Genomic DNA, 15,909 nt, shown 5'->3' on the forward strand with positions numbered 1-15,909 from the left:
CCCCCTCAGTTGCATGGCGCCCCAGCATGGTGCGGTTGATTTCGCAGGCCTGGCGGCCCTGGTCGGCAATTTGACTATCATGCGTGCAACAGTTTTCACACCTTGAAGCCACCTTCCACCCCCCCGGCCGATCCGGCGCGCCGCGTTCCGCTCCAGCGACGCTTGTTCCTGCTGGCCCTTGGCGCCATCCTGCCCCTTGCCGTGGCATCGGGCATCGGCTTGCAGGCATTGGTGAACCAGCAACGCCTGCAAGCCGAACGCGCCAGCATTGACCTGGCCCGGGCTTTGAGCATCGCGGTGGGCGGCGAGTTGCGCCTGAGCATTTCAGCCCTTGAAACCCTGGCCACGACGCCTGGACTGGTCCGGGACCTGGATGCCCCGGGTTTCGAAGCGGTGGCCCGAGACGTTCTCAAGACGCGGCCCGAGTGGCTGCAGATCATGCTGGCCCGCCCGGACGGTGCGGTGATGGCCTTGGGCAAACCACTGCCGGCTGGCCAGTCATTGGCCCATCTGCGCACGGCCGAACCGCGGAGTTTTCAATGGTTGATCGAGCACCGGCAGCCCGTGGTGGGCTACCTCACGGAGGGCTACGGCGGCCGTTGGGGCGTGCCGGTGCGTGTGCCCGTCATCCGCGATGGCCAATTGGTCTTCGTGTTGACGGCCGTGCTGCAGCCCGAGGCCTTGAAGACCCTGATCGAGCGCCAACAAGTGCCCCCGAACTGGCTGGTGTCGGTGTGGGACGCCCAGACCAGGCGCGTGGCCCGCTCCCGTGCGCACGATAAATTCCTGGGGTCGGGGCCGTCGGCAACCTTGCAGGTGCTGTTGGCCAGTGGGGGCATCGAAGGCATCGGGCCCACGCACACCCTGGAAAGCGAGGACGTCTACACCGCCTTCACCCACCAGCGTGATTTCGGGTGGACGGTGTCGGTGGCCGTGCCTGCCAAGGAAATGGCCATGGGCGCCAGCCAGTCCCTCATCGCCTATGGCGGTGGCGTGCTCCTGTCGGTGGTCATCGGCTTGATGGCCGCTTGGACCATGGCCCGCCGCATCAATGGGCCGATGGGTCAGTTGCGCGACGCCGCGCAAGCCTTGGGCCAGGGGCAAGTGGTGCAGGTGCCCCGGGGGGACATCAGCGAGATCCAGGAGGTGGGTGATGCCTTGTTCGCCGCGGCCCACCAGCGCGCCCACAGCGAGGCCGAGCGCGAACGCCTGCTCGCCGCCGAGCGGGTGGCCCATGCCGAGGTGCAGTCCGCCATGCTGCAGGCGCAGACGGCCAACCAGGCCAAGGACGAATTCCTGGCCATGCTGGGCCACGAGCTGCGCAACCCGCTGTCACCCATCGTCACGGCGCTGCACCTCATGTCGCGCCGCGATGCGCATGCCCATGAGTTCGAGCGGCGCATCATCGAGCGGCAGGTCAAGCACATGGTCCGCCTGGTTGACGACCTACTCGACGTCTCCCGCATCACGCAGGGCAAGATCGAGCTGCGGCGCGAGCCGGTGGACATGAAGGCCGTGGTGGAGCAGGCGGTGGAGCTGACCAAGCCCTTGCTGGATTCGCGCGCCTGCCCCGTCCGTTTTGACATGCCGGATCAGCCGGTCATGGTCTGGGGCGATTGGGTCCGCCTGGTGCAGGTGGTGGGCAACCTGCTCAGCAACGCGGCCAAGTTCACGCCGCCCGATGGCTTGATCGAGGTGAGCTTGAAGCAGGGCGTGGATGCCGTGACGTTGTCGGTGCGTGACGAGGGCAATGGCATCGCGCCCGAGTTGCTGCCGCAGGTGTTTGACCTGTTCACCCAAGGCAAGCAGGCCATCCACCGAGGATCTGGCGGCCTCGGGCTGGGTCTGGCCATTGTCAAGACCATGGTGCAGTTGCACGGCGGGCGTGTGAGTGCGGCCAGCCAGGGGCCCGGCCTGGGCAGCACATTCACGATCACCTTGTTGCCCATGGATGCCATCGTGGCCTGGGCCCAGCTCGAGGATGTCCGGGACCCGGCCCTGCAAGGCCAGGAGCGCATCCTGGTGGTCGATGACAACCAGGACGCGGCCGAAACCGTCGCGATGGTCTTGCGCGACATGGGCTACGACGTTCGCACCGCGCACGATGGCCTGGCCGCTTTGGCGGTGCTGGACGAGTTCGTGCCGGAGTTGGCCATGCTGGACATCGGCTTGCCCTCGATGGACGGGTACGAGCTGGCCAGCCGCCTTCAGGCGGACCAGCGCACGCGGCACATTCCCTTGATCGCGGTGACGGGCTATGGCGCCGAATCGGACTTGGCGCGTGCCCTGCAGGCGGGTTTCCTGGAGCGCCTGGTCAAGCCGGTGGCCACGCCGCAGCTGCTGCAGACGATTCGCCGCTTGCTGGCCGCCAAGCCGGTCACGCCACCACGGCCTTGACGCGGTTGCGGCCTTCGCGCTTGGCCTCGTACAAAGCCTTGTCGGCCCGGGAGATCATGACTTGTGGCCCGGCCGATGGGGCTTCGGCACGCACGGTGACCAGCCCCACGCTGATGGTCACCCAGTCGGCCGTGCTGGAGCGCTCGTGTGGCAGGCGCAGCGCGGCCACGGCCTCGCACACACGCTCGGCGGTGAGTCGCGCGGTCTGTGCGCTGGCCTGCTGCAACAGCACGCCAAATTCTTCGCCGCCCAGGCGCGCCACCAGGTCGTTCGGGCGCCGCGTGCTGCTGTTCAGGGCCTGGGCAATCGCTTTCAGGCAGGCATCGCCGGCCTGGTGTCCGTAGAAATCGTTGTAGGCCTTGAAGTGGTCCACGTCGATCATCAGCATGGACAGGGGCGATCCCTCCAGGCTGGCCCGCGACCAGGCCTGCTGCAGGTGCTCGTCAAAGTGGCGGCGGTTGGCCACCTGGGTCAGCGCATCGCTGCGTGACAGCCGTTGCAGTTCTTCCTGGGCGGTTTGCAGTTCCGCCAGGATCAGTTGGTCTTGCAGCCCCAGCAGGTAGCGGCGCCGTTGGCGTTTTTCCGCCAGGTAGTTGGCCATCAGGCTGATGCCCACGGCAAACAGCACCATGTCCACCATGGGGATCAGGATGGCAGTCGGCATGGGCGGGCCATACAGCCCGGCCACGCCATGCATGGCCAGGATGCCTGTGGCCGTGACCACCGCCACGGCGAAGCGCGTGGACTGGACCAGGGTGGCATACAGCAGCACCACCATCAGGCCCGCATGGTAGAAGTATGCGTGGGGGCTGTGGCTGGCCAGGAGCAACGCCAACAAGGTGCCCGCCGCCGCCCATCCGCTGATGACCGCGGTCCAGTCCGCGAAAGCGGGGCCGAACAGCGCCACCAGCCGCGCCATGTGCCGGTGGGCCAGGTGGATGGTCAACAGGCCCAGTGGGGTGATCACGGCCAGCCGCAAGGTCAGCGCCAGCTCGAACACATCGGGCACCACCAGCCAATCGACCAAAAGGAAGGACACGTACAGGACCAGGCCGAAGCCGCCACTGGCCAGGGCCGCTTGAGTTCGCTGTGGGCCAAGGTCCTGCTTGAACTGGTTTTCCAGCGCGGGCGCAAACCGAAGGCCGACGCGCCGGGTCGACAAGGCGTGCGCCAGTGCGGGCTTCAACGCGCTGTTCATGCAGCAGCCTGGCCTTGTCGCGCGTTGGCGCAGCGGACGCAGTCTCGGCCATTGCGCTTGGCATCGTACAAAGCCTGGTCGGCGGCGGCCACCCAGTCATGGACCGAGACCCCGCCACCGTCAATCTGACCGCTGCACAGGCCGACGCTGATCGTCACGTGCAGCTTGGGCGAGTCTTCGTGAGGAATGGCCAGATCACGCACGGCCTGGGCGATGCGCTCGGCGGTCCTCAGGGCCTCATCGGGCGGCACGCCGTGCAGCACGGCGATGAATTCTTCGCCGCCATAGCGGGCCAGCAAGTCCCCGGCTCGGCGCAGGTCGTGCTGCAGTGCCTGGGCCACGGCGCGCAGGCAGGCATCGCCCGCCGGGTGGCCGTGGCGGTCGTTGTAGGCCTTGAAGTGGTCAATGTCGATCATCAGCACGGCCAGATGCCCATGGCCATGTTGCGCGCGTTGCCACAGCTGGCCCAGGTGCTCGTCGGCGTGTCGGCGGTTGGCCACCAGCGTCAAAGGGTCCAGGCGCGCCAACTGGTCCAGCTCGGTGTTGAGGTCGGCCAGGCGTGTCCTCAAGAGCCGATGGCGCAGGCTCATGAGGTAGTTGTGGCGCTCTTCGGCCTCCAGCTGGTACAGGAAGTAGAGGCTGCAGCTGGCGGTGGCCGCGGTGGCCACCAGCACCGGCAGCAGCCGCCGCAGGTCGCCCATGGCTTCGGTCAGTGACAAACCGGTCCAGCTCACGGCCAGCAGCATCAAACCAGTGGCCATGGCGGCCAGTTGGAACCGGGGTCGCAAGAGCACGTTGAGGTAGAGGATCACCATGGCGCTGCCCAGCAATTGCAATTGCCGCAACGGGCTATCGCTTTGGGACAGCAGGTACAGGTTCAGGCCGACGATGCTCAGGCCGATGCCCACGGCCTGCCATTCGGGCGCCCGGCGGCCCACCGTCACCTTGAAGGTGAGGGCGGTCAGCAGGGCGACCGTGGCCAGGAATCCCAGCCGCAGCCACAGGGCCAGGGTGAAAACGTCCGGCGTCATGGCATGGTCCGCCAGCAAGAACAGGCACATGAACGCGCTCATCAGCACCCCGGCCAGTTGCGTGGCCTTGAGCTGTTCACGGCGCCTGGCATCGCGAAAACGCCGTTCGATGGCGGGCTCGAAGCCGAGCAGTCGGCGTGGTGCGCGCAATGCCGCATCCACCTGCTCGAGCAGGGCGGGCTCATCGGGGGGCAGGGGCGAAGGAGGCAGCATGCAGTGCAGCTCATGAAAAACATGGAATGGGACTGTTCCATGATCCGCGAAGCGTCGGTCTGAAAACCTGTGTTGCCCGCCGGCCCGGCCTCAGCTGTGCCAACTATCGCACGGCGCGATGAGCCTACTCCCCTGTTCGCGGGGTGGGCCTTTGCCTAGTCGGCCCATGAGGATTGCCCTCCTGGCCTCGTGAAGCGCCTTGTGGCGCGCCCATGAAAAAGGCCCCTCCATCACGGAGGGGCCCCAGGGCCGACAACGGGGTCAGCCAAAAATCATCAGAACTTCACGGGGGCAGGTGGCTTCACGGCGAACGAGTAGGTCTGGCCGGGGCCGGACATGAAGGCCGACAGGATGGCCGAGATGCCGCAACCCTTGATCTGCGGGAAGGTCGTCGTGCCGGAGAAGCTCAGGCCACCATTGCCCAGCGAGGAGACCGGGCCCGTGAACTTGATGGGGAAGGCCACTGGCGTGACGGTCTTGCATTCGCCAAAGGAGATGCCCGACAGCGACGTGATGGTGATGTTGGCATAGACGACGCCGTCAATGTTCAACTGGCCTTGGTTGTCCAGGACCACGGTGCCTGTGGCCTGACCCACTGGCGTGATCCGCAGGCCGACGGCCGAGCCGATGCCCAGGATCTTCAGCGATTGCTTGAAGTCAGGCACCACCAGGTCACCCGTCAGGCGCTTGGCCGTGACGTCGGCGTTGGCCGAGAAGGTCGAGGTGGCTGGCAAGGTCACCGTTTGCGCCAAGGTCTTCAAGCCCACGGTCGCGGTCAGTGGCCACTTGTCCAGCGTGACCACGAAGTTGCCGCCGCCTGGATTGGCGGTGGACTGGGGATCTGCGGCCACGGTGTTGCAGGTGCTGGTGGCAGCCTTGCCTGCGAAGCGGTCGCCCAACCAGGTCAGCACGGTGGGCGCAGCCTGGAACTGGGTCACGATGTGCTCGCTGGGGTACACGTCGAAGCTGACGTTGGAGAACTTGCTGCAGTAAGCCTTCTTCAGGTTCACGGCCTGGTCGATCGGGATGAACTCGTCAGCCTTGCCGTGGTACTGGTACAGCGGCACGGAGACCTTGTCACCACCCAGATCCTGCGCCTTCAAGGTCGCGTTGATGGCGGGGATGGCCGTCAACTGGTCCAGCGTCTGATTGCCCGTGGTGTACTCGGACAGGTTGTCGTTCATCAATTCGAACAGGGACTCGAACACGCACTGTGTCTTGCCCTTGGCAATCGCGGCTTGGCCCGCAGCATTGGCCAGGGTGTCCAGCGGGATGGCGGTGGGGTACTGTTGGGCCAGGCCGATCACGCCGCCGAACAGGAAGGAGGCACCTGCGCTGCCGTCAAGGTAGTCGGCCGTGCGCAGGAAATCAGCCGGCACACCGCCAGCGGCCACGCCCACCAGGTTCACGCTCGGTGCATAGGCGGCGTGGCGTTGGGCGGCCCAGGCAGCGCTTTGGCCACCTTGCGAGTAACCCCAAATGGCGGTCTTGGTGCTGGCGCTGATGCCGCCAAACGGGATCTGGGTGGCGGCGCGGACGATGTCCAGCACGGCATTGCCTTGCGAGGCACCGGCCAAGTAGGTGGGGGTGCTGCCCGTGGTGTAACCCTGGTAGTCGGACACCAGCACGGCGTAGCCAGCCTTCAAGGCGGCGGTGATGTTGGCGGCTTCATAGTCAGTACCACCCACCATTTGCAGCGAAGGTGCGCAATTTTGGGCCAGGCCGTGTGTGCCAACGGCGTAGGAAACGGTGGGGCGTGTGCCGCCACCCGTCCAAAGGGCGATGGGCACCAGCACGGTGCCGGTGACGACATTGGGGGCGCCGAGCGAGTCGGTCGACTTGTACATGACGGCCCAGGCCTTGGTGCTCGGCGCGTCGGCGCCCAGCTTGACCGTGGTGCTGCGGTAGGAAATCAGGTCACCGTGGACGCCGCTCGGGGTGGACGCGGGTGCTGTGTAGAAAGCGAGGCCGGCGGGGCCGACGGATGGGGCAGCATAGGCGCTCGTCATCGCCAAGGTCAATGCGGCCAGGGGCAGGGTCAATGCCCGGATGTTTGAATGGGTGCAGTTCATGTTCTCTCCAGAGTCACTAGGAAGCCGGTCAATAAAACGTAAGCCGGTTATCAGCAATCGATTAATCGCTTGCAGGTAGTTTGACAAAGGAGAAAAGCAGTTTCGCAAAGGGTTTTCCGCTAAAAAGTCACGCCAGGCGGGTGGGGCCCCTTGAACATGGGGTTGGAAAACACCATGGCAAAGGATGAACGCCCGCCAGCTTGCTGGCGGGGCCGTGGTCAGCGTATTTTGGCCGGCACGAAGGGCAGGTAGAACTCGCTGGCGACAAATTGCTGGCCCTGGCCCGCCGGTCCGGTGATGGTCTGGTGGGTCCCCACAGCCAGCACGCCCGTGCTGCCCAAGGCCTGGAAGCCCGCATCCACACGATCAGGCTTGGCCCCTGAAGCGGCCAGGTCCAGCCCGTGGATGTTGCGGCCGATGGGGTAGTTGAGCACCGTCTCGCGGATGGACGGGCAAGGGGTGGTGATGCAGACGATGCCGCTGTTCTTCAAGGCCGAGAACACGCCGGAGGGCTTGCTCAAGGCCTGGCCCACCCAGGCCTCGCTGATCACCAGGGTGTCCACCTTGGTGGCGCCGTTTTTCAAGGCCACCAGCTTGCCCCCGGCCAGCGCGTGTCCGGGCGTGAAAGATTGTTCGAAGGCATCGCGGTCTTCGGGCGACCAGCGCAAGGCGCTCGTATTCAGGGTGGCCACATGGCAATCCTTTTGCAAAGTGCCATTGGCACAGCGGGTCAGCGCGCGGTTCACCGCCTTGACGAAGTAGCCGCCGCACACCGGGTAAGCGCATTTGCGCAGGTCCAGGCGCGTCACGATGTAGTGGCTGGAAAAGGGTGTCGGACTGACGATGGGGGCCGATTGAGCCAGGGCCGTGCTGCTCAGCACCAGGCAGGCCAGGGCGGACGAAGCGAATTTGTTCAACATGGCGAATTCCTCAGTTTGTGGGTGATCAACCCCGTGGCAAGGGGCTGGCGCATCTTAGGAACGATCGATTCGCCTGAACAAGCCCCAATGTGTGTCAGGACGTGGAAACCCCACCCATTCCGGGGAAATTCTTCATTCATCACTTCCACACCCCTCTGCAAGTCCTTATTTCATAAGGACTTTTTTTCTGAGAATCTTCTTGCAAAAACTTCCTAAGTCTTTGATTTCATTGAAGATTTTTTCACTTCTCCCCTTGTTTCAGGGGAGGTGATCGGTTAAAGTGGGATTTAGTGCACTTTTGTGGAGTTTTGTGTGAGTCTGGTCTTTCAGGGTGCTTCGGCGTTGGCGTTGGATGCGAAGGGACGGTTGGCCGTGCCTGCGCGGCACCGCGACGTCCTGCAGGCCCTGTGCGAAGGCCAACTCACCCTGACCAAACACCCTGAAGGCTGCCTGATGGTGTTCCCTCGCCCCGCCTGGGAAACCTTCCGCGACAAAGTCGCCGCCTTGCCCATGTCCGCCTCCGGCTGGAAGCGCATTTTTTTGGGCAACGCGATGGACGTCGAGATCGACGGCGCCTCGCGCTTCCTGGTCTCGCCAGAATTGCGCGCCGCTGCCGGTTTGAGCAAGGAAGTGATGTTGCTGGGCATGGGCAGCCATTTTGAACTGTGGGATGCCCAGCGCTACGCCGCGCACGAGGCCGAAGTCATGGCCCAGGCCATGCCCGACGCCCTGCAAGACTTCACTTTCTGACCGCGATGCACCAGGAGCAAACACCTTGGCAGCACACCACCGTCCTGCTGCCCGAGGCGGTCAATGCCTTGTGGGGTCCGGAGGTGGGCCCGCATCCGCAAGGTTTGTACGTGGACGCCACCTTCGGGCGCGGCGGCCATTCGCGTCTGCTGTTGTCTCACCTGGGGCCGCAAGCAAAACTGCTGGCGCTGGACCGCGATCCGGAGGCGATCGCCCATGCGACCGCTGGTCCGCAAGCCATCACCGACCCGCGTTTTCGCATCGAGCATGCCGCCTTCTCCAATTGGGGCGAAGTGGTCAGCGAGCTGGGCTTGGGGCCTGTGCACGGTTTGCTGATGGACATCGGCGTGTCGTCGCCGCAGATCGACAACCCCGAGCGCGGGTTCAGCTTCCGCTTCGATGCGCCGCTGGACATGCGCATGGACACCACCCAGGGCGAGAGCGTGGCCGACTACCTGGCCCATGCCTCCATCGATGAACTGGCAGAGGTGATACAGACCTATGGAGAAGAACGGTTTGCTCGCCCGATTGCAAAGGCGCTTGTGGCTCGCCGCGAGGCAGGGCAGCCCGTGCGAACCACGGCCGAGTTGTCCAACGTCGTGGCTGGTGCGGTCAAAACGCGTGAAGCCGGCCAGAACCCCGCCACACGCACCTTTCAAGCTCTACGGATTCACGTCAACCGCGAGCTTGGTGAGTTGCAAGACGCGCTGGAGGCAGCCTTGAAGATGCTGGCCCCTGGCGGTCGTTTGGCGGTCATCAGTTTTCATTCGCTGGAAGACCGCATCGTCAAGACCTTCATCGCCAAGCACAGCCGCGATGAGGTGGACCGCCGCGCGCCGTTTGCGCCACCCAAGGCCAAGTTGCTGCATTCGCTGGGCCGCATCAAGCCGTCTTACGACGAGGTTGATGGCAACCCGCGTTCGCGTTCTGCCGTGTTGCGCGTGGCCGAGCGCTCTGACGTGCCTTGGTCGCATGAGCTGGCGCAGCCCGAGGGTGCTGGAGCGGGCAAAGGCCGTGGCAAGGGTGGGCGAAAGTGATGGCGCGGCTCAACCTGCTCCTCGTGGCCATGCTGCTGTGCAGTTGTGTCTGGCTGATCCGCTCCAGCTACGATTCGCGGCGGCTGTTCGTCGAGCTTGAGCGGGCCCAGAGCCGCGAGCACGAACTGCAAAACGAGCGTGAGCGCTTGTTGTTGGACAAGCGTGCGCAGGCCACGCCTTTGCGCGTTGAAAAACTGGCCCGAGAAAAGCTGCGCATGTTCAGTGCCACGCCTGCCGTCACGCACTACGTGAACGAGTCGGCTTCTGCGCCGGTGGGGGGGGCGCCATGAGCCGCGTGGGCGACCTGATCCGCCGGTTGTTCAGCCTGCCGCGCAGGCAGAACGCCTCGGCCATGCCCACGGTGCGCTATGCCACCAGCCCTTTGCTGGCCTCGCGCACGCCGCCTTGGCGCGTGAAGTTTCTGATCGGTGCCATCGGCCTGGGCTTTGCCGTGCTGATCGGGCGTGCCGCCTGGATCCAGATCATCCACAACGATTTCTATTTGCAGCAGGGTGCCAGTCGCTACGAGCGCCGCATCGAGTTGCCGGCCAACCGTGGTCGCATCCTGGACCGCAATGGTGAGTTGCTGGCCTCCAGCGTGCCCTCGCCCTCGCTGTGGGTCATTCCCAAGGATTTCGAGGCTACACCCGCGCAGTTCAAGGCCTTGGCCAAGCTGCTGAACATGAAGTCCTCCGAGCTGAAAAAACGCCTGGGCGGCAATCAGAACTTTGCCTGGCTGCGTCGCCAGGTGGATGACAGCGTGGCCCAGCAGGTGGCCGCGCTCGGCATCAAGGGCGTGCACGAGATCAAGGAAACCAAGCGCCAGTATCCCGAAGGTGAAGCCGCCGCGCACATCGTGGGCTTCACCAACATCGAGGATGAAGGCCAGGAAGGCATCGAGCTGGCCTACCAGAAGCAGTTGATCGGCCGCGATGGTGTGCGTCACGTCATCAAGGACCGATTGGGCCGGGTGGTCGAATCCGTGGGTGACCTGATCCCTGCCGACGACGGCCGCGAGATCCGTTTGTCGATCGACGCCAAGATCCAGTTCTACGCCTACCAGCGCATCCGCGACGCCGTGGCCGCACAGAAGGCCAAGGCCGGCAGCGTGGTGGTGCTGGACGCGCAGACGGGCGAGATCCTGGCTCTGGCCAATGTGCCCAGCTACACGCCCTCGGATCGTCGCAACCTGACGGGCGCGCAACTGCGCAACCGTGCCCTGACCGACACCTTCGAGCCCGGCTCGACGATGAAGCCTTTCATCATCTCGTGGGCGCTGGAGACCAACCGCGTCAAGCCCGAGACCGTGATCAGCACGGGCGCTGGCCGCATGACCATCGATGGCGCCACCATCAGCGATTCGCACCCGCATGGTGACCTGACGGTCGAGCAAGTCCTCCAGAAGTCCAGCAACATCGGCACGGCCAAGCTGGCGTTGCAGTTCCAGCCCAAGGAAATGTGGGAGCTGTACACCGCGGTGGGCATGGGTCAGAAGCCGCAGATCGGCTTCCCGGGCGTGGTCACGGGGCGTTTGCGGCCTTACAAGAGTTGGCGCCGCATCGAGCAGGTCACCATGAGCTATGGCTATGGCCTGTCGGCCAGCTTGCTGCAGCTGGCGCAGGCCTACACCGTGTTCGCTCGCGATGGCGAGCTGATCCCGATCACGCTTCTCAAGCGCGATGATGGCGATGAAACTGCGACGCCCCAAAGCCTGGCTTTGCGAACCGACTACAAGCCTGGTCAGGGTATGCCGGCAGGGGAGTTGGTGCCCGTTCGTGGCACGCGCGTGTTCTCGCCCGAGACCGCACGCGAGGTTCGCAAGATGCTGGCCATGGCCGCCTCCAATGGCGGCACGGCGCCCAAGGCCCAGGCCATGGGCTACAGCGTGGGCGGCAAGACCGGCACCGCGCACAAGCAAGAAGGCAAGGGCTACTCCGGCAACAAATACCGTTCGTGGTTCGTCGGCATCGCGCCCATCAGCCATCCGCGCATCGTGGTCGCGGTGATGGTGGACGAGCCGGGCAATGGCGTTTACTTTGGCGGGGACGTGGCCGCGCCCGTGTTCAGCCAGGTGGTTGAGCAAACCCTGAACCGCCTGGGCGTGATGCCCGACCTGGACGTGCGGCCCGACATCACGGCCATGCAAAGCGTGGAGGAAAGCTTCTGATGGGCCTGATCCTCACGTCCGTCGATGATGCCCTGGCATGGCTGCGCCAGCAGGGTGTTCGGTCGCTCACGGTGAACAGCCGCGCGGTGGCCGAGCAGGCGCATCAAGGCGTGGGCTTCATCGCCTGGCCAGGTGCCGCGCGCGATGGCCGTGCTTTCGTGTCGCAAGCCTTGCAGGATGGCGCCCGCGCCTGCCTGGTCGAGGCCGATGGCGTTCAGGCCTTCGCGTTCAGCGATGCCCGTGTGGCCGCGTTCAAGGGCTTGAAAGCCGCCAGTGCCGAGATCGCCCATGGCTTCTATCACGAGCCCAGTGCGCAGCTGGACGTGGTGGCCGTGACGGGCACCAATGGCAAAACATCGACCTCGTGGTGGACGGCGCAGGCGCTCAGCGCCGTGGGCCGCCAATGTGGTGTCATCGGTACCTTGGGCGTCGGCCAACCTGGGGCGGGCGACTTTGTGCCCACGGGTTTGACCACGCCCGACCCCGTCACCCTGCACGCCACCTTCCGCCACTTTGCGGATCAAGGCTGCCAGGCCGCGGCCATCGAGGCCTCGTCCATCGGCATCGAAGAGCAGCGCCTGGGCGCCACACGGATCAGCGTGGCCCAGTTCACCAACTTCACTCAGGACCACCTGGACTACCACGGCAGCATGGCCGCCTACTGGGAAGCCAAGCGGGCCTTGTTCGATTGGCCTGGCCTGCGCGCGGCCGTGGTCAACCTGGACGACCCGGCGGGCGGCTCGCTGGCCGATGGCGTGAGTGCACGCGGTCTGGACCTGTGGACCTATGGCCTGGTGCACACGGCACGGTTGCAGGCCACCGGCCTGACGCACCACGCCGAGGGCATGGCCTTCACCCTGGTCGAGCGCGATGCCGACCTGGACGCCGCGCTGGACCACGTCGAGGTCCACACCCACCTGGTGGGCGAGTTCAATGCTTCGAACCTGCTGGCGGTGATCGGTGCCTTGCGCGCTTTAGGTGTGCCCTTGAGCCAGGCCGTGGCTGCTTGCGAGAACCTCACGCCCGTGCCCGGGCGCATGCAGCGGGTGGCTTTGCCGCAGTTGGCGCCAGAAGGCCAACCCGTCGTGGTGGTGGACTACGCCCACACTCCCGATGCCTTGAAGAAAGCCCTGTGCGCTTTGTCGCCCTTGGCCAAGGCCCGGGGTGGCCAGTTGTGGTGCGTGTTCGGCTGTGGCGGCAACCGCGACCCGATCAAGCGCCCGCTGATGGGCGCGATTGCCGAGCAGTTCGCCGACCACCTGGTGCTGACCAGCGACAACCCGCGCGACGAGAAGCCCTGCTTCATCCTCTCGCAGATCATGGCCGGCATCGCGCGCCACGACGACGTCGACGTGCTGGATGATCGCGCTGAAGCGATCGCCGATGCGGTCTCGCGCTGCGACCCGAAAGACGTGGTGCTCATCGCGGGCAAGGGCCATGAAACCACCCAGGAAGTGGCGGGCGTCAAAACCCCGTTCTCCGACACCGACCAGGCTACTCAGGCTTTGGGGCGCCGCTTTGGCGCACCTGTTCAAGGCAGTGCACCCATGATGACCCTTGGTTTGGCCCAACAGCTTTTGCCAGGCTCGACCTTGACGGGTGATCCGGCCACGCCGCTGATGCGTGCCCACACCGACACCCGCACCCTGCAACACGGCGACCTGTTCGTGGCCCTGCGTGGTGAGCGTTTCGACGCGCACGACTTCTTGCCGCAGGCGCGCGAAGCCGGAGCGGTGGCTGCCCTGGTGCAGCGCGGACTGGGCAGTTCGGGCTTGCCGGGTTTGACCGTCAGCGACACGCGCGCGGCCCTGGGCTGGCTGGCCGCGGGCTGGCGTTCGCGCTTTGACATCCCCTTGATCGCCGTCACTGGCAGCAATGGCAAGACCACCGTCACCCAGATGGTCGCCTCGATCCTGCGGGCCTGGGTGGTTGAGCAAGGTCTGCCCGAGGCGGCCTTGTCCACGCAAGGCAACTACAACAACGAGATTGGCGTGCCGCTGACCTTGTTGCGCTTGCGCGAAGGCCAGCACCGCTGCGCCGTCGTCGAGTTGGGCATGAACCACCCGGGTGAGATTGCGCAGTTGTCGGCCATCGCGGCCCCCACCGTGGCCCTGGTCAACAACGCCCAGCGCGAGCACCAGGAGTTCATGCACACGGTCGAGGCCGTGGCGCGTGAAAACGGCGCGGTGTTGCAGGCTTTGTCGCGCGGCGGCGTGGCGGTTTTCCCGGCCGATGACGAGCATGCCCCGATTTGGCGCAAGCTGGCCAACGGGTGCCGCGTGCTCGACTTTGCCACCGAAGGCCAGGCGGCGGTGACCGGCCAGGCCACCTGGCAAAGCCAGCCCTCACCGCATTGGGTGATCGCGCTGAGCACGCCGGCAGGCCAGGCCGATGTCAAGCTGCCCATGGCGGGTGCGCACAATGTGCGCAATGCGCTGGCCGCCACCGCTTCCGCCTTGGCGGCAGGCGTGCCTTTGAGCGCCGTGGTTAAGGGCCTGGAGGCCTTCGAGCCGGTCAAAGGCCGCTCGCAGTTGCATGGCATCCAGCGCCAAGGCCGCGATGTCACCCTGATCGACGACAGCTACAACGCCAACCCGGATTCGGTGCGCGCCGCCATCGACATGCTGGCTGGTTTGCCCGGCCCGCACTGGCTGGTGCTCGGCGACATGGGCGAGGTGGGCAACCAGGGCCAGGCCTTCCACGAAGAGGTGGGGCGCTACGCCCGCGAGCGTGGCATTGAGCAGTTCTGGGCCGCTGGCACTTTGTGCGCCCACGCGGCCCAGGCCTTTGGCGCCAGCGCCCGCCATTTCCACAGCGCCGCCGACATCGTGGCCGCGCTCAACACAAAGACCGGTGCGCCTGAAGCCGCTTCGGTCCTGGTCAAGGGGTCTCGCTTCATGAAGATGGAACAAGTCGTCGCCATGTTGTTGGGAGGCGCCCATGCTGCTTAGCCTGACCGAATGGCTGCAAGTGTTGCACCCCGAGTGGGGCTTCCTGCGCGTCTTCCAGTACCTGACCTTCCGCGCGGTGATGGCCGCCATGACCGCTTTGCTGATCGGCCTGGCGCTGGGCCCCACCCTGATCCGCAAGCTCACCGAGCTGAAGATCGGCCAGCCCATCCGCGACTACGCGATGCAAAGCCACCTGACCAAACGCGGCACGCCCACCATGGGCGGCGCGCTGATCCTGCTGGCCATCGGTGTGTCCACGCTGCTTTGGTTCGACTGGTCCAACCGCTTCGTGTGGATCGTGATGATCGTGACCACGGGCTTTGGCGCCATTGGCTGGGCCGACGACTGGCGCAAGGTGGTGCACAAGGACCCGGAAGGCATGCCCTCGCGCGAGAAGTATTTCTGGCAGTCCATCATTGGCCTGGTCGCGGCGCTGTACCTGGCCTTCAGCGTGTCCGAGACCAACAACCTGCGCGTGCTGGAGTTGTTCTTCCGCTGGATTGGTTCGGGCTTTTCGAACGACCTGCCGCCCAAGGCCGACCTGATCGTGCCCTTTTTCAAAACCGTGAGCTACCCGCTGGGCGTGTGGGGCTTCATCGTGCTGAGCTACATCGTGATCGTGGGCACCAGCAACGCGGTGAACCTGACCGACGGCCTGGATGGCCTGGCCATCATGCCGGTGGTGATGGTGGGCTCGGTGATGGGCATCTTCTGCTACGTCACCGGCAACGCCGTGTTCTCCAAGTACCTGCTGCTGCCGCACATCCCGGGGGCGGGCGAGCTGATGATTTTTTGCGCTGCGATGGCGGGGGCGGGGCTGGCCTTTTTGTGGTTCAACGCCTACCCGGCCGAGGTTTTCATGGGTGATGTGGGCGCACTGGCCTTGGGCGGCGCGCTGGGCACCATCGCCGTGATCGTGCGCCAGGAGATCGTGCTGGCCCTGATGGGCGGCGTCTTTGTGCTGGAGGCGCTGTCCGTCATGGTGCAAGTCGGTTACTTCAAGTACACCAAGAAGAAATTTGGCGAGGGCCGTCGCATCTTGCTGATGGCGCCCTTGCACCACCACTTTGAAAAATCCGGCTGGAAAGAAACGCAGGTCGTGGTCCGCTTCTGGATCATCACCATGCTCTTGTGCCTGCTGGGCCTGTCCTCTTTGAAGCTGCGCTGAGCCGC

At 65.1% G+C, this 15,909-nt stretch carries 11 protein-coding genes; 7 read left to right on the forward strand and 4 right to left on the reverse strand.

Annotation, left to right across the window (positions count from 1 at the left end; translation table 11 throughout):
• Positions 1-102 precede the first annotated feature (102 nt).
• Positions 103-2,397: an ATP-binding protein gene (locus Q7V20_RS01710; protein WP_304786514.1), complete on the forward strand. Its 2,295-nt coding sequence runs from the start codon at positions 103-105 to the stop codon at positions 2,395-2,397.
• Here Q7V20_RS01710 and Q7V20_RS01715 read toward each other — a convergent pair.
• The 4 genes from Q7V20_RS01715 to Q7V20_RS01730 all read right to left on the reverse strand — a co-directional run bounded on the left by Q7V20_RS01715 (position 2,378) and on the right by Q7V20_RS01730 (position 7,831).
• Entirely contained in the window at positions 2,378-3,595 is a 1,218-nt protein-coding gene (locus Q7V20_RS01715) for a diguanylate cyclase (RefSeq protein ID WP_304786516.1), read from the reverse strand. The genes Q7V20_RS01710 and Q7V20_RS01715 overlap by 20 nt on opposite strands.
• Positions 3,592-4,839 carry a diguanylate cyclase gene (locus tag Q7V20_RS01720; protein ID WP_304786518.1) on the reverse strand — a complete coding sequence of 416 codons (1,248 nt, stop codon included), beginning with the start codon at positions 4,837-4,839 and terminating at the stop codon, positions 3,592-3,594. The genes Q7V20_RS01715 and Q7V20_RS01720 overlap by 4 nt, the downstream gene beginning before the upstream one ends.
• A 275-nt stretch (positions 4,840-5,114) precedes the next feature.
• Entirely contained in the window at positions 5,115-6,911 is a 1,797-nt protein-coding gene (locus Q7V20_RS01725) for a lipase family protein (protein WP_304786520.1), read from the reverse strand.
• 218 nt (positions 6,912-7,129) lie between these two features.
• Positions 7,130-7,831 carry a DUF6748 domain-containing protein gene (locus Q7V20_RS01730; protein ID WP_304786522.1) on the reverse strand — a complete coding sequence of 234 codons (702 nt, stop codon included), beginning with the start codon at positions 7,829-7,831 and terminating at the stop codon, positions 7,130-7,132.
• Positions 7,832-8,149: 318 nt separating this feature from the next.
• Here Q7V20_RS01730 and mraZ point away from each other — a divergent pair, with 318 nt between their 5' ends.
• Genes mraZ through mraY form a run of 6 tightly spaced genes read left to right on the forward strand, consistent with a single transcriptional unit; the run spans position 8,150 to position 15,904 of the window.
• Entirely contained in the window at positions 8,150-8,581 is a 432-nt protein-coding gene (gene mraZ, locus Q7V20_RS01735; protein ID WP_230180713.1) for a division/cell wall cluster transcriptional repressor MraZ, read from the forward strand.
• 5 nt (positions 8,582-8,586) lie between these two features.
• Positions 8,587-9,618 (forward strand): 16S rRNA (cytosine(1402)-N(4))-methyltransferase RsmH, encoded by a 1,032-nt coding sequence (gene rsmH, locus Q7V20_RS01740; protein ID WP_304786524.1) that lies wholly within the window; start codon positions 8,587-8,589, stop codon positions 9,616-9,618.
• Entirely contained in the window at positions 9,618-9,908 is a 291-nt protein-coding gene (gene ftsL, locus Q7V20_RS01745) for a cell division protein FtsL (protein ID WP_304786525.1), read from the forward strand. The genes rsmH and ftsL overlap by 1 nt, the downstream gene beginning before the upstream one ends.
• A complete protein-coding gene (locus Q7V20_RS01750; RefSeq protein WP_370652384.1) occupies positions 9,905-11,785 on the forward strand; it encodes a peptidoglycan D,D-transpeptidase FtsI family protein in 1,881 nt (626 codons plus the stop codon). The genes ftsL and Q7V20_RS01750 overlap by 4 nt, the downstream gene beginning before the upstream one ends.
• Positions 11,785-14,736 (forward strand): bifunctional UDP-N-acetylmuramoyl-L-alanyl-D-glutamate--2,6-diaminopimelate ligase MurE/UDP-N-acetylmuramoyl-tripeptide--D-alanyl-D-alanine ligase MurF, encoded by a 2,952-nt coding sequence (gene murF / locus Q7V20_RS01755; RefSeq protein ID WP_304786527.1) that lies wholly within the window; start codon positions 11,785-11,787, stop codon positions 14,734-14,736. The genes Q7V20_RS01750 and murF overlap by 1 nt, the downstream gene beginning before the upstream one ends.
• Positions 14,726-15,904, forward strand: a complete 1,179-nt coding sequence (mraY, locus tag Q7V20_RS01760; RefSeq protein WP_304786529.1) for a phospho-N-acetylmuramoyl-pentapeptide-transferase — start codon at positions 14,726-14,728, stop codon at positions 15,902-15,904. Before murF ends, mraY begins: the two co-directional genes overlap by 11 nt.
• The last annotated feature ends 5 nt before the right edge of the window (positions 15,905-15,909 follow it).

Origin of the sequence: Aquabacterium sp. (genome assembly GCF_030652515.1) — a bacterium.
In the GTDB taxonomy this organism is placed as follows: Bacteria; Pseudomonadota; Gammaproteobacteria; order Burkholderiales; family Burkholderiaceae_C; genus Aquabacterium.